Genomic DNA, 21,470 nt, shown 5'->3' with positions numbered 1-21,470 from the left:
CTTTTACTTATTTTATGTTCAATACGTATGAACCATCTTTATTCTCATATTTATAGACGTATAAATAATATTTACCTGGCTTTGCATTATAAGTTCCTTTAACTACATTGCCTTCATTTTCACCATATGCTACATAGTTATTTAAATCTGATTCATGATGAAGTACCCATGTCATTCCGATATTTTGTTCATTTAGTAAAGAAATATTAATATTTTCCGGCGAATCAATTTGGAAAGTAAATACATCTACTCTATCACTATTATGTAGCGTTCCTTTCACCGGTGTATGAAAGTTAACTTTATTTGCCTGTCTAGGCTCATTATTTGGTTCATTTTCTGTTACTTGTAATTCATTCCCAACGTTTGGTTTTCTTTGTTCATAGCCTAAGTTTACTAGTATAGACTTCAAATCTGGTAAAACACCAATTTTATCTGCATATGGATCTTTAGATTTTGTTCCTGTACTCTGGTTGCTTAATATTGCTCTTAGTTCACTAGGTCTATATGGTTGTCCTAAATTTTCTTTAGCAATGCTTTGTACTAAAGTCGCTGCCCCAGCAATAATTGGCGAAGCACTAGATGTTCCGCTAAAGCTTGAAGTATAAAGGTTTACAGCACTTCTACTTTGTTCAGCTGTAGTTGTATCTACATTTTCTCCCCATCCGTACACATCAATACGGCTTCCATAATTCGAAAACCACATACGTTCATGAGGGAAAGATGAAGAGCCAGCTCCTACCATAATTGCACCCGAATCTTTAAAATCTTTACTATTACGATTTAAGACTTGCTTACCCTTTCTATCTTTGAACTCATCTAAATCATTCCACCCATTTGCTCCGGCCTCTATAATTACAATCCCTTTATCTGTACCAGCACGAATTGCATCAAAGATATCTGGTTGTACTTCAACAGGTAAATATTTATCACCATATCCATCGAAAGATGCTTGCGCCTCTAACAATAAAACATCCCCAGCTTCTAACTGATTTACAGCGCTTAATATTGCATCAGCCGTATTATACTGTCCATTATCTCTTATTTGAGAGATAACCTTTGCTTTCGCTTTTGGCGCAATCCCAATATTCCCAACTTCATTGTCCTCAGAGGATACAATTCCTAGTACAGACGTCCCATGACCGACATGCTGATCTATATTTCTTCCAGACATTAACTCAATTTTTTGATGTAATAAATCCTCATGATTTAATAACCATCCGTATTCCATATCAACAAAAGTGATACCATTTCCATTACCGCCTTGAATTCCCCAGGCGAAAGGCGCATTAATACCGTATGGGGCCGCTTCAAGATAACCTTGTTTTTTAAATCTAGGATTGTTACTAGGATTAAGAGCTACACTTGATGATTGCACTTCAGGTGGCATTATTTTCTCTTGTTTCTTCATATACGCATCTTCTATTAAAGAAGATGCCTTTAACTTATCTACTATTTCTTCTTCATACCCACTATTTTGATTTTGAAGAATATAGTAGTTTAATAAACTTGTAGATACATGATTAGGTGCTTTCACTTCAAGGTTTTGTATTTGTTCCGGGCTTACAGATGTGAATAAACGAGTAAATGTTACATCTGGATATTCTTTCAAAAAATCTTTTATTACTTTATCATTCGTTTGAGATTGTATTTGTTTTTCAATACCATCTTCATATGGCAAATCCAAATCCGCTTTAAATTTTACAATGATTTGCTTATCTGTTTCTTGTTCTATCCCTGATTTAATCTGCTGTTCTATAGAATCAGCATGTACACTATTGATAGTACCCCCTGTTCCTAAAAGTGTTGTAATGATTACAGTTGACGCACACATTTTTTGAAATATTTTCATTGCATTAATCCTCCTATTAATAATTAATAATTAATCATTATATTAATCTATAATGATTTTATTTCTATAACGTATTCCCTTTCTACTAAATAGATTATAGTAATCAGAAATATGAACTTCAATGTATTTTCATATGCAATATTTCATATTCGGACTCTACACTACACGAAGATGAAACTTATAGTGATTATTTATTTTATATGTGCTAATATACTTACATTAATATATTACGCATATATACATTTCAAACTACATTACTTAATAGTTTCACCTTAATTTTTTCTTAGGAGGATTTACAATGAAATTACTAAAACTAAAACATATAATCCCTTTATCTGCAGCTGCAATTACATTCGTATGTAGTCAAAGCACAGCTGAAGCTTCTACCATTCATACAGTAAAAAAGAACGATACACTTTGGGGCATTAGTAAACAATACGGAGTTTCAATACAATCCATTAAACAGGCTAATAATAAAGGAAACGATCAAACCTTTATTGGCGAACAGTTACATATTCCAGGGTCCGTGAAATCAAATGAAATCACTGTTCCTCAAAACGCCAAGCCAGCCAACATTTCTGGACAAATTATTTATCAAGTACAACCGGGAGATTCATTAGAAACGATAGCAAGGCGTTACAATGTCACTGTCCAATCTATAAAACAAATGAACAATACAGTCGGAAACAAGCTTTATACAGGACAACATTTAAAAATCAACTCAAGCATTTCACAAAAAGAAAAAGACTTAATGGCACGCTTAGTTACCGCTGAAGCAGGTGGCGAATCCTATAAAGGAAAAGTAGCAGTAGCGAAAGTTATACTAAATCGTGTAAATGCAAAAGGTTTTCCAAATACAATAACAGGCGTTATTTATGAACCTATTAAATACGGATATGCATTTACTCCTGTTACAGATGGAAGAATTAATCAGCCTGCAAGCGCAGAAGCAAAAATGGCTGTAGAAGAGGCTATCTCCACAAATGGAGTACATTCTGACTGGCTTTATTTCTACAATCCAAAAACATCAACAGACAAGTGGATTACGACACGTCAAACAGTAGCAGTAATTGGTAACCATGTATTTGCTAAATAAGATTTAAAATCATTAACAGACCTCTTCACTTAAAAGGTCTGTTTTTTTCTATGTAAGATGTTATTAATCATATGACATAGTTATTTTTTAAACTGTTTCTTCTTTCAAATAAAAATTTTTGTATTTACTCCACCACTCGTAGAAATTAATAAAGCATCAAGTTCAAAAACTCCCACTTTATTAATAAAAGCTATTTCTTAACTTCATAAAATTGTTATACACTAGAAAAATAAAAAACAAACTATTCGTTAGCAGGTGGAAGAATATGTATGATGTTACGATTATCGGCGCTGGAGTAAGTAGCATTTTTATGGCTTATTCACTAGCTAAAAGTAACAAAAAAGTTTTAATTCTTGATAAAGGTAAAGCGCTAGAAGATCGCCATTGTCCTTTAGACGAAGGAAAAGTGTGTAATTGTACTACATGTGATAAATATTTCGGGTTTGGTGGTTTAGGAAAATCTGAAGGGAAATTTAATTATACAAACGGATTTGGCGGAGAACTTGAGAAAAAAGTCGGTAAAGAGGGTTTTATACAACTCATGGCTGAAGTAGATGAAATTCTATGTCAGTTTGGTGGAAGTTCGGTTTCAAAATATTCTACTGAAAATTCAAGTCTCACTAAGAGAGCTGAAGCGTGTGGTTTACAAATGCTAACAACAGAAGTAAGACATCTTGGTACTACACTTTCCAGTAACATTTTTCAGCAGCTCTATGAATTTTTACTGACGAAAATAAAGATCCAATTTCATATAGATGTACAACATATTCTGAAACAGGAAGATCATTTTACAATAGAGACAAATCAAGGAACAGTTCAAACTAAGCAACTTGTATTTGCAACTGGGCGCTCTGGGGCCGATTGGTTAAAAGAAATATGCAGTTCCCTAAATATTTCTCAGGAGCAAACACGTTTAGATTTAGGAATTAGAGTAGAAATGAAAGAACATCAATTACGTTCTATATTAAAAGATACTTTTGAAACAAAACTTTCTTATCAAGGTGAGCATTTCACAGCAACTACTTACTGTATGAATCCACAAGGCCGCATCATTCGAAAGTACGAAGAAGGTTTAGTTATGCCTGACGGTCAAAATTTTCGAGAGCAAGGAACTGGCACTTCTAATTTAAATTTCACTTTATTTATTCCTCGCTATTTTCCAACTCTCAAAGAAGCAAATGTATACGCAAGTTCAATTATTAAAGACATTAACCAAGGACGAGATCGGATTGTTATACAGCGCTTAGAGGACTTACTAAAGAAACAACCTACGGCGGAAAACAGCATGGAGCATAATCGTATACACCCTACACTACAGGGGGATTATGGAGATTTGAATCAAGAAATCCCTCAATTATATATTGAAGGGCTCAAAGAGTTTTTATTACGCTTAGAACAATTTATACAAGAACCGATTGATAAAGATACTTTGTTATATGGAATTGACGGAAAGTTCTATGCTCCTACGATAAAACTCAATAACTATTTTGAAACAAGTGTGCATGGGCTATTTTTAATTGGAGATTGTTCAGGCGTTACGCATTCATTATCTCAAGCAGCTGCAAGTGGTCTGTATGTTGGAAAGTACTTATCTGACATTTAATTTCTATCATTAAAATATCAGTCAAATATTTTTAATTTCAAAACACTTTACTCATATATAGTAAAAGTATATTAATAAGCCCCCTATCCTTCCCGGCTAATGATTAACCGACAAAAAATCAGGATTTTACAAAATACATATGTAATATAACTGTATATTTAAAACGATTGGCATTCAATTCTAATAAATTGAATGTCAACAGTTTTAAAAGTCTCTATCCATTTTCACTTTTATTTGTTCGATATTTTGTAACATCATCATAGTGTTTAATATGGTAGGATGTCTATAAGTCAATTTCACTACAACTATGACTTTTTCTGCCCGTTTCTCAAAAAGAGTTATATTTATGCTACTACGCTTTAAAAATCCCCATTGTATGTATATGAATACTTCAAATTATTCCCTTTAGAAAACAAAGTCTACATGGTTCATTCCATTCTAATAGTTATAAAAACATAATATATAACTTTAGTTAAATAAATTATATAAAGAAGGTGTAAAAATGAAGAACAAAATAAATTTACAGATGCAAAATATAAGTTTTGTTATAATAATGGCTTTAGCAGTATGGTTAAAAACATATCTTATTACGCGATTCAGTTTTGATTTAAAAATTGAGTCTTCAACGCAAGAGCTTATTTTATTTATTAGCCCTCTAGCCGCATCATTAGCGTTTGTTGGATTAGCATTATTTGCAACTGGTAAAAAGCGAAATTATATAGCGCTCTGTATTAATTTCTTATTAACAATCGTACTTGTTGGAAATGTAATGTTCTATGATTTTTATAGTGATTTCGTTACATTACCAGTACTTGGACAAACCTCAAACTTTGGCCAATTAGGCGGCAGTATTATAGAAATATTAAACTACAAAATTATACTCGCATTCGTAGACATTGTTTTCTTCTTTATTTTATTAAAAAAGAAATCATTGGTCTTTAAAACAGAACGTGTAACTCATTCTACGCGCTTTTTATACTTTCTTTTAACGATTGGTGTATTCTTTGCGAATCTACATCTTGCAGAAAAAGAGCGCCCTGAATTATTAACAAGATCATTCGACCGAGTCATGCTTGTCAAAAATTTAGGCTTATATACTCACCAAGTATATGACTTAACACTGCAAGTAAAAGCTGGGTCACAAAAAGCACTTGCTGATAGTAGTAAATTACAAGAAACTGAAAACTACGTAAAAGCAAATCAAAGCGAGCCAAACCCTAATATGTTTGGTGCAGCGAAAGGAAAAAACGTAATTGTCGTCACTCTTGAATCCTTGCAAACCTTCTTAATAGGCGCATCAGTGAACGGGCAAGAAGTTACACCATTCCTAAATGAATTCATAAATGAAAGTTATTACTTTGATAACTTTTTCCATCAAACTGGTCAAGGGAAAACATCCGATTCAGAATTTCTAATCGATACGTCGTTGTATCCATTAAATCGAGGAGCTGTATTCTTCACACACGGTAACAATGATTATACTGCAACTCCAGAAATTTTACGTCAACAAGGTTATTTCACTTCTGTATTTCATGCAAATAACGCAACATTTTGGAATCGTAATATTATGTACTCCGCTCTTGGTTATGACCGTTACTATAATGAACTTGATTACAAAATCACACCAGAAACAAATTTAAATTGGGGATTAAAAGATATCGAATACTTTGATCAATCAGTAGATATATTAAAAACTGTTAATCAACCATTCTATGCTCGTTTCCTTACTTTAACAAACCATTATCCATTTACGTATGATGAAGATACAAAATTCATTGAACCATACACCTCTGGTAATGGCGTATTTGATCGTTACATCGTAACAGCACGTTACTTAGACGAATCCATTAAAAAATTTATTGAACGTCTAAAGGCCGAGGGGCTTTACGATAATTCTATTATTGTGTTATACGGTGATCATTATGGCATTTCCGAAAAACATAATCGTGCAATGGCACAGTTTTTAGAAAAAGATCAAATAACAGAATTTGATACTTTAAATTTACAACGTACACCTTTATATATTCATATTCCAGGACAAACAGAAGGTCAAACTATTTCAAAGCCTACGGGACAAATCGATATGAAACCTACTATTCTAAATTTATTAGGTGTTGATTCTACGAATGATATCCGTTTTGGCCATGATATGTTTTCAGATGAATATACTGGCTTTGTTGTTTTACGTGATGGTAGCTTCGTTACAGATAAGTATGCATACAAAAACAACACTTTCTACGACCGTATAACAGGTGAAATTGTAGATTTACCAAAAAAAGAAGCTCAAGCCCTCATTAAACGTGCACAAAATGAATTACGAATGTCTGACAAAATTATTGAAGGCGATTTATTACGTTTCTCAGAAAGCAATAAAATTAAAACTGGCGAAGTACAAACTAAAATTAAAGAAACAGAAAAATAATCTATATATGAAAAAGGAGCAACTTATTACAGTTGCTCCTTTTACTTTCTTATAACACATCAGATCGTGTATATACAAAATCTGATGTGTTTACTTTTATTCTACGCTTGTTTCTAAAGCTACATCCGTATAGGTATTATCATCACCTATATTTAAAATTACTTCACATTGACGCAATCTCAATTCAAAGAGCATGATAGAATCATGATAGATTTCAGGATTTGATTTCATCTTATGTAACATCTCTTGTTTTTCTTGTATTTCTAAATGCGTGTTTTCTACAGCCTGCTTTAAGGAGTTAAAGGGATTCCTAAAGAATATATTAATATCTCGCTCTTGTGTGTTTTCAAACAGCTCAAATTGCAAGAAAAATTTCTTCATAATAGAAGCCGTTACTTCAGTATAATCTTCATTTTCTACATACTGTTTATATTTGTTATATAGCATAGATTTATTTTTAGGAAGAACTCCAAATAATTTACCGGCACTTTTCAGTAAAAATTGTGCTGGCGTAAATCGACGTAAAATATTTACTTCATCCATTTGTATTTTAGTCGTCATCCTGTCAGTATCTCTGCGCCAGTCATCAAGCACTTTAAAGTCACATTCTAACTGTATTCTATTTTCTCCAAATAGTGAATTAAGCCCTTCACTAAGTTCTTCTAAATACGTTTGACTTTGAAGAAGCTCATTATTAGAAGTTGCAATCCAATTTTGCATAGAAAGAGCAAGATTAGGTAATACAGTTTGTTCTAAATATTTATGCACTCTTTCATTCATTGCTTTATTTAGTTCCGTATCCATGTGCCCGAAATCACTTTCTTCACTAATTAAATTAGAACAGCTCTTTAATATCTTCGGAATATTTTCGGTAAGATCATTTGTAATTTCAGTCTTCATTGAACGATATGATTGTGTAATGAAATGAATTTTTTCCCTCTCAAATGCAGTAAGGTTATTAATGCTACCGTTTAGTTTCACTAGCATATCTTCATTCCAATTAATAGCATCCACCAGATTATTTTCTTTCTCAACACGTTTATCCAAAAGATATGTAATTGTTTTTCGAATGAAAAATAATAACTTTTCAGTACGTTCTGCATCGATATTTTTATGATTAAAGTTAAAATGAATAAACTCGATTAGACCATTTAATTGTTGACTACTTGTATATAACGAGGAATAAGGGAAAATTCTCGCATACGGGAAATATGTATTTATTCTCGTTGCCGTATCATGTAATACCCTTTTCACTTCTGCTTCACTGTAAATGTTATCGATTTTATTTAATAAGAAATGAATTTGTAAATTTGGCGTATGTTCTTGAATACTTAATAGAATATCACGTTCTTTATCAGTAAAAGGTGAATCCGCATTCAATACGAATAGTAATTCGTCTACAGAATTTAAATATTCGAATATCTCATCTCTAGTGTCGTTATTTCTATTAAAGCCAGGTGTCACTACAAATGTAAGTTTATTTTCATTTAAAAATCTGCATGGTAATTTAAATTCAACACACGCTCTATCTCTATATGTTTGATGGTGCTGAGACATCATATTATGGTAATCAGTGATATCTTCCGTTGTTGTAATTGCTGAGTCTGTTATAGCGTTTATTTCTATATGAGCATCATTTTTTAAAACTACTACATTTGAAATTGATTTTTCTAATATATTTTCTCCTAATATAGAGTTAATAAATGTAGTTTTTCCGTTTCCTGAAGTTCCCGTTACTAAAATACGATTTGTTCTTAAATCTGCGAGCTCGTCAACTAACCACTTAAATCGGTGACCTATTTCTATATTCTGCTTTTGTGCCCACTGTGTAATAGATTCAAAAAGGTGTAAGCTGTACTCTAAGCCATTTACATGATTAATAGAATGTGACAGTAAGTTTTCCGCATGTTCTATATTTGCTGAATCTATTTTGGAAGGGAAAATCTCATCCCATGCCAATACAGCTGCAGATGGAAATACAGCATAAGATGGATTGACTACCTTTAACCAGTTTGCTAACAGATTTGGTATGATATCGTCTAATTGTCTAAGCGTATATTGACCTTGAATTAATGCAAAGTACGTTTCTTCGTAAAGAGCAGAAACTTTGTTCCATATATCGGACGAATGTATTTCAATATGTAAGAAAAATTCATTTATTGTATTAAGCCATAATAAATAATTTGGTTCATCTTTATAACTGTTCCAAAGTGATGAAACCATTTGTGTAAATTGTACTTGATCTACATTATTTAATGTAGCTAATGCATCATAAAAATAGTCTGGTGAAATATGTTTAGTAAACCCTTTATCGATATATCCTTTTAACACCTCAAACCAAGGATACGATTCTATGCGAATTAACTCATTCACAGCAAGCTCTACTGCACTATCAAAATCTTGCTGTTCCTCATAAAAGGAACGGGCAATTTTTGTGACATTCGGATAATCAGGATTTAAAGAAACTGCTTCTTTAATAACACCGAAAGCTGAGTCAAAATTATTTTGCTCAATGTAAAGAGAAAGTAATTGTAGTCTAATTTCGGTCATCAATATTTTATTATCAGTAGTAATGGAAGTATAAATATTTTCAGCATCTGGTAATTGATTAAGTTCGAAATAAGCATCCGCAATATTTTTTTGTGCCCATGGTGCTAATTCATTACTAACCTTCTCCCATTTAAAAATAGCTGCTTCAAAATCTTGATGACGATAATAAAATTCACCTTGTGCAAAACGAATATAAGACCCATCAGAAATCTCATTTTTTTCTTCGTTTACATAAGCTTGTCCAAGTACGTCAAGAGTTGGTTTTGTTTCATTCTCCATTAGGAATGTTTCATAATACATCTTTTTTATTAATTGTTTTTCTAATCTCATCTTTTCCCCCACTATATCTTGAAAATACATTTTTAAGATATGTCAATACTTTTTGTATGTATGCTTTTTATCTTAACAAAGAATATCTTTTGGAAAATTTCATTTTCCTTTCATTTTTCAAGTTAGATTGAATTTTTATGAGAAAAGTTTCAGTTTTTTTTCAATTACCTTTCAGTTATGAAACAGCATTAAATGTTCCTAATAACCTAATAACACTATAATATTCCACATTATATTATCAAGAAAACCCCATATAAACCATATTATAAAAACAATCTATATTGAATTTATATACATAATTAACTGTACTGTCAAACAAAAAAAACAACAATAGGAGCCAACAGCTATTCATACCATTTCTTTCTCAAATTGTTTTCCTTTAAAATGTTTCAGTAGTTATGTAATTAAATTCCATTAACCTATATAAATAACTAGTCCAAAAAATATCTATATGCATATCATGTTATAGTAAAGAATTTAGGAGATCCTAAAAGGAGGCATTTTCATGTTTGAAGATAAATCTAAAATAAATTACCCATATGAATTTACTGAAACTACAACAGTTCCTCTAAAGAACCCCATTGACAAAAAATTCAAGAACGGCACAGGTACACATAACTTCCCAATTAAGAAGCACTATAAAGAGCAAGTTCTATACACTGAAAAAATTAATAATAATAAAAATAAGTAATTGTATAGATCCTTATGACAATTAGCTAAATAAGAAGCAACATTTGGCCATGATAGTTATTTAGTTAGTAATGCTACAATTCATGCACCTTTTAAAAAGTGCTGTATACAGCGCTTTTTTATACATAGATAAATTTAAGTTAACGCAACCAAGAAATACAATACAAAATTACTCCACCATATTCTCGTTTAACAATTAAATCTACATATTAAAAGGGAGCAACAGTAAATGTTGCTCCCTTTTGAAATGTAATCTATTCACTCTACATAACCCTCTTAAACATCTTCTCCAACTCATAAGTAGAATGATGCACAAGAATTGGTCTTCCGTGCGGGCATGTGTACGGGTTTGTTGTTGTACGTAGTTCTTCCAGTAAAGCAAATATTTGATCGTTCGTTAAATATTGATTCGCTTTAATGGATGCTTTACAGCTCATCATAATGGCTGCTTCTTCACGTAACTTTTTAATATCAACTTTTTTTAGTTTAACAACTTGCTCCATCATTTCATCGATAATTTCTGTTTCTTGTCCTTTCGGGAACCACGTTGGATGCGAGCGGACGATAAAGGATTGATGGCCGAATTGTTCTAAAAATAGCCCGACTTTTTTTAGTTCTTCTAACTGTTCTTCGACACGTAAAAATTCAGTAAGAGATAGATCAATACGGTACGGTACAAGTAACTCTTGTACTTCTTGCGCTACCCTTCCTACTTTATCACGGAAGTATTCATAATTAATACGTTCCTGCGCAGCATGCTGGTCAATCATATATAAGCCTTTATCATTTTGAGCGAAAATATATGTTCCATGCATTTGTCCAATTGGATAAAGCGGTGGTAAGTCATTCCCGTTCATTTCAATCACTTTTATTTCCCGAACTTCTTCTTCTAATTCCTCTAGTTCAAAGTCCTCTTCATTACTGTCCCACGATTTCTCTTCTTGAATTGGTTCTTCGATTATCGGTTTAGTGGATGGTTGCCAACTTTGTTCTTCTCTCACGAGCGACTGTGGTGGTTGCCATTCTTGCTTCGGTGGTTGCCAAAGCTGCGCTGGCTGTTTCACAGTCTGCGGTTCTTCTTGTTTTGCATCCATGCCAGTCGGTAAAATGATGGCCGGCATAGATGGTTCTTTCGGCTTCGCATGCTCAAACTGGAACTGTTCTTGCACACTTTCGTCTTTTTCTTTTTTCTTCGTTGTTACACCTGCATCTGGAATAAGCTGTATTTTTTTAAATGCAGCTTGCAATGTTTCTTCGATCAGCTTTAGCAATTCTTGTTCTTTACTAAAACGAACTTCTAACTTCGCTGGATGTACGTTAACGTCAACTAGCATTGGATCCATTTCAATCGATAAGAAACCAATTGGATACCGGCCAACTGGCAGTAATGTATGGTATCCTTGCTGAATTGCTTTCATTAATACAAAGTTTCGAACGTAACGACCATTTACAATCGTTGACATATAATTACGAGATGCTCTCGTTACTTCTGGTAATGTTACATAGCCTTTAATTGTAAAGTCTAAAGATTCGGCTTCAATTGGAACAAGCTTCTTCGCAACTTGAATACTGTAAATCGATGCAAGTACTTGTCTTACATCACCGTTACCTGACGTATGAAGCAATTTCTTTTCATTATGAAACAGTTTTAACGATACCTCTGGATGTGACATTGCAATACGATACACGATATCTGTAATATTTCCGAGCTCTGTATGAATGGTTTTCATATATTTAAGACGCGCTGGTGTATTAAAGAATAAGTTTTGTACTGTAATATCTGTTCCTTTTCGGCTCGCAGTCTTCTCTTGCTTTATAATGTCTCCACCTTTAATAATAAGGTGTGTACCAGGCGCATCACCTGTGCTAGTAATTAATTCTAATTCACTAACTGAGGCAATACTTGGCAATGCCTCACCGCGGAAACCGAGTGTTCTTATACGGAACAGATCGTTTTCATCTTTAATTTTACTCGTTGCATGGCGTTCAAAAGCGACGATACAGTCTTCTTCTGCAATACCATCACCGTTATCAATGATACGAATTTTCGATAACCCAGCTTCTTCTAAGTGGATTTCAATAGATGTACTATTCGCATCGATAGAATTTTCCACAAGTTCTTTTACGACTGAAGCAGGGCGCTCTACTACTTCCCCTGCCGCAATTAAGTTAGAGAGTTGGTCATCGAGTTTGCGAATTTTCCCCATCTACTTACTCATCCTTTCTTTAACTTTTTCTGTAAGCGATACAATTCGTTCATCGCTTCTAAAGGTGTCATATCAAGTAAATCGATTTTTTTAATTTGCGCCAGTACTGCTGTTTCTTTTTGATCTAGCAGAGGCTTTTCTTGTTTCTTCGAAGACTGTTCTCCTCCAAAGAAAGATAGTTGCGATTCTTCTTCAGTCTCTACTTTCGTTTCCTGTATTTCTGCTATTTCCTCTTTTACAACTACAGGTTCTGGAGCAGCTTCTTGTACTTTTACTTCTACTCGTTTTGGAATAATAATTTCTTCCTGTCCTTCTAGCTGTGCTAACACTTCTTTCGCACGAGCGATTAGGCTATCTGGAAGCTCCGCAAGTTGCGCAACGTGAATTCCGTAACTTTTATCAGCTGCTCCATCTTGAATTTTATGAAGGAATACTACTTTTCCATTCTCTTCAATTGCTGAAACGTGTACATTTTTCAGTTGATCTAAACTCTCTTCTAACACCGTCAATTCGTGATAATGCGTAGAGAATAACGTTTTTGCACCAATTTGGTCATGAATATGTTCAATAATCGCTTGTGCAAGTGCCATACCATCATACGTAGATGTACCGCGTCCAATTTCATCGAATAAAATTAAACTTCTTTCTGATGCGTTTGCAATTGCATTTTTCGCTTCTAACATTTCGACCATAAATGTACTTTGACCTGAAATTAAATCATCCGCTGCACCAATTCTCGTAAAGATTTGGTCAAATACAGGTAATACTGCTTCTGTTGCTGGTACGAAACAACCGATTTGCGACATAACCGTTACAAGTGCTAATTGTCTCATATACGTACTTTTACCAGACATGTTCGGACCTGTAATTAAAAAGACATCCATATTCTCTGGCATAATACAATCATTCGGTACATACAATTTCCCGTTCAATACTTTTTCAACAACAGGATGACGACCATCTTTAATAAAGATTTCGCGCTTCGTTGTCAGTACAGGTTTTACAAACTGTTCTTCTTCACTAACTGTCGCAAAACTTTGCAGTACGTCTAATTCACTAATTACTTTCGCTAAATGTTGTAATTTCGGAATAAATACTTTTACTTCTTCACGAAGTGCTGTAAATAAATCGTATTCTAGCTGTACAATTTTTTCTTCAGCTTCTAAGATTAACGTTTCTTTTTCTTTCAGTTCATCTGTAATGAAACGTTCAGCATTAGCAAGCGTCTGTTTACGCTCATAGCGACCTTCTGGAAGTGCTGCAAGATTCGCTTTCGTTACTTCAATGTAGTAACCGAAAATACGGTTGTATCCGATTTTTAATGATTTAATTCCGGTAATATCACGTTCTCTTTTTTCAAGCTCAGCAATCCACGTTTTCCCGTTTTTACTAACGTAACGATATTGATCAAGCTTGTCATTATAACCATCTTTAATAATATCTCCATCTTTAATCGAAAGCGGTGGGTTTTCTTGAATACTTCTTCCTAGTAATTCTGTTAAGCTTTCACATGGATCTGCACCTTGAATTAATCTCGATGCATAAGCGTTATCTAACAAACTAATTGCTTCTAAAATAGCTGGTACTTGCAGCAATGAACGTCTTAATTGTAATAAGTCTCTTGCATTTACGTTACCAAATGCAACTTTTCCTGCTAAGCGTTCTAAATCATATACTTCTTTTAACTTTTCTTTTAAATCTTCACGTAAGAAGTAATCATTTACAAACGTTTCAACCATTTCTAAACGCTCTTCAATTCTTTCTTTCTGTATAAGTGGACGTTCCATCCACTGTTTTAACATACGACCACCCATAGCTGTTTTCGTCTTATCCAATAACCATAATAGTGATCCTGTTTTCTCTTTCGTTCGAAGTGTTTCTGTCAGTTCTAAATTCCGCTTTGAATGTACATCAATTTTCATAAATTGATTCGTATAATAAATTTCTACTGGTTGCAAATGATCTAAAGAACGTTTTTGTGTTCTTATTACATAGTTAAATAAGCGTCCAACTGCTTTAATTAATTTTGCTTGTGAAACATTTTTCACAAGATGTTCTAATCCTTCCGGAATTGCCGTTGCATCTTCATACGAAATCGTCATTTTCAATGTTTCAGTTAACTTGTTTAGTTCATCTTTAGAAAATGAAGAATCAACAACAATTTCTTTCGAACCAGTTGCATACACTTCTAATAAAATATCTTCTACTGAACCAGTCAATAACGTTACTGTATTTTGTCCAGTCGTTAAGTCGTTACAAGCTAATGCATACGATCCATCTTCAAAATGTGTTAATGCGGCTAAGAAGTTATTTTCTTTCTCATCAATTGTACGCCCTTCCATCATCGTTCCTGGCGTAATTAATTGTACTACTTCACGACGTACTACACCTTTAGCTGTTTTCGGATCTTCTACTTGCTCACAAACAGCTACTTTATATCCTTTTTCAACAAGTTGTTCAATATAGTTTTTAGCCGCATGATACGGTACACCGCACATTGGTATACGTTCACTACTACCGCCATCTCGGCTCGTTAATGTAATTTCAAGTTCATGAGCTGCTTTTACAGCATCCTCAAAGAACATTTCATAAAAATCGCCTAAGCGAAAAAATAAAAAGGCATCTTGATAATCTGCCTTAACCTTTAAATATTGCTGTATCATAGGCGTATATTGAGTCATACTTTTCCTCCATAATTCTTACATGATAATCTATTTTCATATATGTCGCATTTCACGGACACTCTTATCTCCTATTTCAGGAGTCTTTCTTCATTATAACATATTTCATAAAGAATCATGTTCATTCAGCGCCACTTATGTAAAGTAAAAAGCTAGGAAGAACTTCTCCCTAGCTTTCTATTACTCTTCTTCTGCATCAACGATAAAGTTCGGATCTAATTCTTCAAATTCATCATCAGCAATTTGGAAATCATCATCTGATTCTACGCAGCCTTCAGGATTTACACTTACACAAATTTTCGTTTCTCCAACTACTTCTGTTACAAATTCACGTTCTACAGTTACAACAATTTTATTACCATTTGGTGATACAAGTGCTTCTAAACAATTTGGCGGCTGAATAACACGAGCAATAATTTCTAAATCGTCACCAGAAAAGTTTTTATCACGATAACCAATACTTACTTCGTCCGTATAGTTCACACGTTCTGTTACAACTTCAGTCTTTGTATTTCCATCAAATGAATACCAAGTGTTCACATCATAGAAACCTTCAATTTCCACATGTTTTCCATTCTTTCTTGCTTCGTACGAGTGGTTAATTACCCAGCACCCTAAAATACTTGTTGGCTCATTATTCGATTCACATGTATGCGTTGACTTTGTATACTTACGTCCTTTTCCAACCACTGCTTTTGTAATAATCTCTCTAAATTCGGACATTCGTAACCCTCCTCAATCACTATTCACTTAATCATATGCGTGACAATAGCGGAATGTGTCATTCTTTTTTTGAGAAGAACTTACGTTTAATCCCAAAAAAAAAAGAGATGTCAATATGACATCTCTTTAACAACCACAATTTCCTTTTTTACTTTCTACCGCTGCGCCAGTTTCACCCTTTAGTACATCGCCACCAGTTGAAATTAATATTTCATCTGTTACGTTGTTAGAAATTGTACTAGCAACTAACTGTAATAAGTCATTTACGTATGTTTGTGAAGATTTAAATTGTTGTACGACTGGAATACTGTCTAACTTATCTTGCAATGCATCAATTTCAGCTTCTACCTTTTTTAAAGCTTCCCATTTCCCGTAATGTTGCAAGTTTACTGCTTGTTTTTGCAGTGCTTTAATTTCATCGATTGCGCGCTTTACATTTTCATTTTTATGAATTTGCGCCTCTGCTTTCTTAAAAAAATCAACTTCTTCTGTTTCAGAAATCATTTTTGCTAATTCTTTCGCTTGTTCAACAATGTCATCTTTCGAATATACTTTCATCTATTATTTCACCTCAATCGGCTCTTCAACTAATTCCCCGTTAAGAGACCAAGTTTTTGCTTCCGTTATTTTTACTTTCACAAGCTGTCCAATTAAAGATTTTGAAGCGACGAAGTTTACAAGTTTATTCGTACGAGTATAACCTGCAAGTACTTCCGGATTATTTTTACTTTCCCCATCAACTAACACTTCTACAATTTGACCTTTGTAACGACTATTCTTTTCAATTGCCAACGTATTTACTAGTGTATTTAAGCGTTGAAGACGTTCTTTCTTTACTTCCATCGGTACATTATCTTTCATTTTTGCAGCTGGTGTACCTTCGCGAGGAGAGTAAATGAATGTAAAGGCAGTATCAAACCCTACTTCACGATATAACGACATCGTTTCTTCAAATTGCTCATCTGTTTCATTTGGAAAACCAACGATAATATCTGTTGTTAATACTGCATCTGGAATTGCTTCTTTAATTTTTCTTACAAGTTCTAAATAATGCTCACGCGAATATTTACGTGCCATAATTTTCAGCATATCCGTACTTCCAGATTGAACTGGTAAATGGATATGTTCTACTAGGTTGCCACCTTTGCCAAGCACTTCAATTAAGTGATCATCGAAATCACGTGGATGGCTCGTTGTAAAACGAATACGGGCAATATCAACTTTACGAAGTTCGTCCATTAAATCGCCAAGACCGTATTCTATATCTTCAAAGTCTTTACCATATGCATTTACGTTTTGACCAAGTAAAGTAATTTCTTTATAACCATTTGCAGCTAAATGACGAATCTCTTGGATAATATCTTCTGGACGTCTACTTCGCTCTTTTCCGCGTGTATACGGTACAATACAATACGTACAGAATTTATCACAGCCATACATAATATTTACCCAAGCTTTAATTTCACCACGACGTACTTTCGGAAGGTTTTCAATTACGTCACCTTCTTTTGACCATACTTCAACTACCGTCTCTTTCGAGAACATCGCATCTTTTAGAATGTACGGTAATCTATGAATATTATGCGTTCCAAATACCATATCTACATGCTGATTTTTTTGCATAATTTTATTTACAACAGATTCCTCTTGAGACATACAACCACATACACCAATTAAAAGGTCTGGATTTCTTCGTTTGAGTGACTTTAAATGGCCTAGCTCACCAAACACCTTATTTTCAGCATTTTCACGAATTGCACAAGTGTTTAATAAAACTACATCTGCATCCTCAGTTGAAAAAGTTGGTTCATATCCAAGTGCGGTGAAAATGCCTGCCATTACTTCCGTATCATGCTCATTCATTTGACAACCATATGTACGAATATAGAACTTTCTTCCTGTACCAAAATTGCGAAACTCTTCAGGTAAGCCAAAATCCCGTTCAATTTTAACTTCTTCTTTCCCGCGCTTTTTCGCATCCTTTAAGGAAGGTGGTTGATATACACTTTCAAAGTATTTACTATAATCTTTCTCTTCTTTTTTCGTAGAGGAATTTGCTTGTTGACTTGCTAATCGTTGTTGCTCGTTCATCGGTAATCTCCTTTCACCCTTAACTATACATACTCTATAGTCCATTTTAATGCGCCTAGACTCACCTCAAAAATGGTTAGATAGCTTGAGAGATAACTTGTCCTTTGAAACTTGAGTAATCAATCTAATCATTCATAAGAATGAAGTCTTCCCCACGCAAATAGACATTCCCTTTTTATCATTTCTTGTTGTCCTACCAAAAAGCATATTGCTTTATCCCTATAAACATTACCATAGTATGATGTATTTCGCCAATTTTAACAATAAAGAGGCCCTTTATTATCTTACATTTCATAAGCAATGAACTTGCCATTTTCATACAACGATTTATATATTATTTTATCATTCTGAATTTTCTAAGTAAATAAGACTACCCTATATTTTTGTACATAAAAAAAGGTTACCAAATCGGCAACCTCCTCTTCTTACATTACATAAATTCAGCAACAAGCTCATCAAACATTTTCTGATCCATATTTAAATCAGATTTCACTAAAGGCTCTTCACTATAGCCTTTAACAAGTTCTTGATATGATGGTTGCTTAGTATTTTGATAAATTAACCCTGTTACTAAACCGTTATTTTCCATTAAAGTTTGCATAGCCATCATGCGATTAGATGGATCATATCCCTCTACTGTGCTTAGTTTCGTTAAATTCTCTTTAAACCAATCGTAAGTATTTACTTTATTGTAAGTAACACATGGGCTAAATACGTTAATTAATGAAAATCCTTTATGGTTAATACCAGCTTCAATAATTTGTGTTAATTCTTTTAAATCACTCGAAAAGCTTTGCGCCACAAATGTCGCACCAGCTGTTAAGGCCATTTCCATTACATTTAGTGATGGTTCAATTGAACCTTGTGGTGTGCTTTTCGTTTTAAATCCAGCTTCACTACGTGGTGAAGTTTGCCCTTTTGTTAATCCATAAATTTGGTTATCCATTACGATGTACGTAATGTCGATATTACGACGAATAGAATGGATTGTATGTCCCATACCAATCGCAAATCCATCACCGTCACCACCTGAAGCGATAACTGTTAAATCACGATTTGCCATTTTCACACCTTGTGCAATCGGAAGGGCACGACCATGAATACTATGCACACCATATGAATTAATATAACCTGAAATACGGCCTGAACAGCCGATACCAGAAATAACAGCAAGTTCATCTGGATTTAGGCCAACGTTAGCTGCCGCACGTTGAATTGCAGCTTGCACTGAGAAGTCTCCGCAACCTGGGCACCAGTTTGGCTTTACACTGTTACGAAAGTCCTTAAATGTTGCCATTTAATACAACCCCTTTTTTGCATTCGTTGTAAATCTCTTTCGGCAAGAATGGGTTTCCATCATATTTTAAAAGACTAGAAATTTTCTCACCATTACCAAGATTCATTTTCATAATGTTAGCAAGCTGACCTGTTGCATTGTTTTCTACTACTACAACACGCTTCGCCTTTTTCACAAGTGGATCGATTTCAGCTGTTGGGAACGGGTGAATTAAACGCACATGAGCATGGTTTACTTTCATACCCTCTTGTTCTAAACGCGTCATTGCCTCTTCGATCGCACCACGAGTTGAGTTAAATCCAACAAGCAATACGTCTGCTTCTTCATGCTTAACATTTTTATAAACAGGGGTATTAAACTTCAAGTTCTCCATTTTACGGAAACGTTTGTCCATTTGATCTTTACGGTTTATTGCTGATTCCGACGGTTTTCCAGTTTCATCATGTTCTACACCTGTAACATGGTGAACACCATTTTTCATACCAGGTAAAACACGTGGTGAAACGCCGTCTTCTGTTACTTCATAACGCTTGAAGTATGCTTTATTTTCACGTTCTGGTAATTCTGCTTCTAAATCAAGCTTACCACGACGAATTTCCACTTTATCTAATTTAAGTGGTTCTACTGTTTGTTTTCCTAACGAAAGCTGTAAATCTGTTAAGAAAATAACAGGAACTTGATATTCTTCAGATAAGTTAAATGCTTCTACAATGTCATAGAAAGCTTCTTCAACTGTACTTGGCGCCATTACGATTTTTGGAATTTCACCATGCGTACCGTAAATCATCGCCATTAAGTCAGACTGTTCTTGTTTCGTTGGTAATCCTGTACTTGGGCCGCCACGTTGTGTATCAACAATTACTAATGGGGTTTCTGTAATACCCGCTAAACCGATTGCTTCCATCATTAATGAAAGACCAGGACCAGCAGATGCCGTTAATGTACGAACACCAGCATAGTTTGCACCGATTGCCATTGTACAAGCTGCGATTTCATCCTCAGTTTGGATTACTGTTCCGCCGACTTTCGGTAATTTTTTAATTAAGTATTCCATAATTTCTGATGCAGGTGTGATTGGGTATGCTGACATAAAACGAGCACCACCAGCTACCGCACCAAATGCGATTGCATCGTTTCCAATCATAAACATGCGTTTTTTACCATCAGCTTTTTCAAGCTGCATCATGTTTACTTTCTCACCTAGTAATTCTTTCATATATTGAGAGCCGCGTTTAATTGCGTCCATATTCTTTTGAACGACTTGCTCTCCTTTACGACCAAAGATTTCTTCAACAACATCTAAATAAGCTGTTTCATCTAATCCTAATACTGCACTTGATGCTCCAACAGCAACCATGTTTTTCATTAATGATGTGCCTAATTCTGAAGCAATATCTGTAAACGGTATCACATATAGATTTACATCTGTATTGTCAGGTATTGTTGGATTAAATTTCGCATCCGCAACTACAATTCCACCTGGACGTAGTTCGTGGAAATTAAAATCAATTGTTTCTTGGTCAAAAGCAATTAAAATATCTAAATCATCTGAGATCGCTCGTACTTCTGTTGTACTTACACGAATTTTATTATTTGTATGGCCGCCTTTTATACGTGATGAGAAGTGGCGGTAACCGTATAGGTAATATCCTAATCGGTTTAATGCAATACAGAAGATTTCTCCTGTACTTTCAATTCCTTCACCTTGTTGGCCTCCAACTTTCCATGAAAGTTGACTAATCATCTCCTACACCCCTTTTGGCTGCATTCATTGTAGTGTATTTTTTTACAGTAATAGTTTAGCATTTTTTATGCAAATAAACTACAACGGACGCAAATTATGCCTCTTCTGATTTCCCTGAATCTTTAGTATAAAGCTATTTTGTTTTTCATTCTAGTATTAGGTCTTAAAAAAAGCAATAAAATCAAAT

Annotated in this window: 13 protein-coding genes; 4 read left to right on the top strand and 9 right to left on the bottom strand. The window is 34.1% G+C overall.

Annotated features, from left to right (window positions below; translation table 11 throughout):
- Positions 1 to 7 precede the first annotated feature (7 nt).
- Complete coding sequence (locus tag ACTFRY_RS05775; protein WP_000689189.1) at positions 8 to 1,849, bottom strand: S8 family peptidase; 1,842 nt, start codon at positions 1,847 to 1,849, stop codon at positions 8 to 10.
- 298 nt (positions 1,850 to 2,147) lie between these two features.
- On the opposite strand from ACTFRY_RS05775, the gene ACTFRY_RS05770 reads away from it, so the two are divergent.
- The 3 genes from ACTFRY_RS05770 (at position 2,148) to ACTFRY_RS05760 (ending at position 6,970) form a co-directional block, all read left to right on the top strand.
- Positions 2,148 to 2,945, top strand: a complete 798-nt coding sequence (locus ACTFRY_RS05770) for a cell wall hydrolase (RefSeq protein WP_000771175.1) — start codon at positions 2,148 to 2,150, stop codon at positions 2,943 to 2,945.
- A 265-nt stretch (positions 2,946 to 3,210) separates the two neighbouring features.
- Entirely contained in the window at positions 3,211 to 4,548 is a 1,338-nt protein-coding gene (locus ACTFRY_RS05765) for an NAD(P)/FAD-dependent oxidoreductase (RefSeq protein ID WP_000272400.1), read from the top strand.
- Between the two features lie 502 nt (positions 4,549 to 5,050).
- Positions 5,051 to 6,970: an LTA synthase family protein gene (locus ACTFRY_RS05760; protein ID WP_000791037.1), complete on the top strand. Its 1,920-nt coding sequence runs from the start codon at positions 5,051 to 5,053 to the stop codon at positions 6,968 to 6,970.
- Between the two features lie 96 nt (positions 6,971 to 7,066).
- On the opposite strand, the gene ACTFRY_RS05755 is transcribed toward ACTFRY_RS05760, so the two are convergent.
- Positions 7,067 to 9,850, bottom strand: coding sequence for a dynamin family protein (locus ACTFRY_RS05755; RefSeq protein WP_061664431.1), 2,784 nt, complete (start codon positions 9,848 to 9,850; stop codon positions 7,067 to 7,069).
- 505 nt (positions 9,851 to 10,355) lie between these two features.
- On the opposite strand from ACTFRY_RS05755, the gene ACTFRY_RS05750 reads away from it, so the two are divergent.
- The gene (locus tag ACTFRY_RS05750; protein WP_000461138.1) at positions 10,356 to 10,541 is read left to right on the top strand and encodes a hypothetical protein; all 186 of its coding nucleotides are present in this window, start codon (positions 10,356 to 10,358) and stop codon (positions 10,539 to 10,541) included.
- Between the two features lie 262 nt (positions 10,542 to 10,803).
- Here the strand turns inward: ACTFRY_RS05750 and mutL are convergent, their stop codons facing one another.
- The 7 genes from mutL to ACTFRY_RS05715 form a co-directional block, all read right to left on the bottom strand.
- On the bottom strand, positions 10,804 to 12,747 hold the full coding sequence (gene mutL, locus ACTFRY_RS05745; protein WP_098616345.1) for a DNA mismatch repair endonuclease MutL: 1,944 nt from the start codon (positions 12,745 to 12,747) through the stop codon (positions 10,804 to 10,806).
- Between the two features lie 8 nt (positions 12,748 to 12,755).
- On the bottom strand, positions 12,756 to 15,428 hold the full coding sequence (gene mutS / locus ACTFRY_RS05740) for a DNA mismatch repair protein MutS (RefSeq protein WP_000196027.1): 2,673 nt from the start codon (positions 15,426 to 15,428) through the stop codon (positions 12,756 to 12,758).
- Positions 15,429 to 15,608: 180 nt separating this feature from the next.
- Positions 15,609 to 16,151, bottom strand: a complete 543-nt coding sequence (cotE, locus tag ACTFRY_RS05735) for an outer spore coat protein CotE (protein WP_001288799.1) — start codon at positions 16,149 to 16,151, stop codon at positions 15,609 to 15,611.
- A gap of 126 nt (positions 16,152 to 16,277) precedes the next feature.
- Positions 16,278 to 16,709 (bottom strand): RicAFT regulatory complex protein RicA family protein, encoded by a 432-nt coding sequence (locus tag ACTFRY_RS05730; RefSeq protein WP_000870461.1) that lies wholly within the window; start codon positions 16,707 to 16,709, stop codon positions 16,278 to 16,280.
- 3 nt (positions 16,710 to 16,712) lie between these two features.
- The gene (gene miaB, locus ACTFRY_RS05725; protein WP_098616343.1) at positions 16,713 to 18,242 is read right to left on the bottom strand and encodes a tRNA (N6-isopentenyl adenosine(37)-C2)-methylthiotransferase MiaB; all 1,530 of its coding nucleotides are present in this window, start codon (positions 18,240 to 18,242) and stop codon (positions 16,713 to 16,715) included.
- 430 nt (positions 18,243 to 18,672) lie between these two features.
- Positions 18,673 to 19,539: a 2-oxoacid:ferredoxin oxidoreductase subunit beta gene (locus ACTFRY_RS05720; RefSeq protein ID WP_000190155.1), complete on the bottom strand. Its 867-nt coding sequence runs from the start codon at positions 19,537 to 19,539 to the stop codon at positions 18,673 to 18,675.
- Complete coding sequence (locus ACTFRY_RS05715; RefSeq protein ID WP_000625417.1) at positions 19,526 to 21,283, bottom strand: 2-oxoacid:acceptor oxidoreductase subunit alpha; 1,758 nt, start codon at positions 21,281 to 21,283, stop codon at positions 19,526 to 19,528. The genes ACTFRY_RS05720 and ACTFRY_RS05715 overlap by 14 nt, the downstream gene beginning before the upstream one ends.
- Positions 21,284 to 21,470 lie beyond the last annotated feature (187 nt).

Source organism: Bacillus cereus group sp. MYBK195-1 (assembly GCF_051916605.1).
Classification (GTDB): Bacteria; Bacillota; Bacilli; order Bacillales; family Bacillaceae_G; genus Bacillus_A; species Bacillus_A cereus.
Note: the sequence above shows the minus strand (reverse complement) of the source record. Positions and strands in the feature narration are given on the sequence as shown.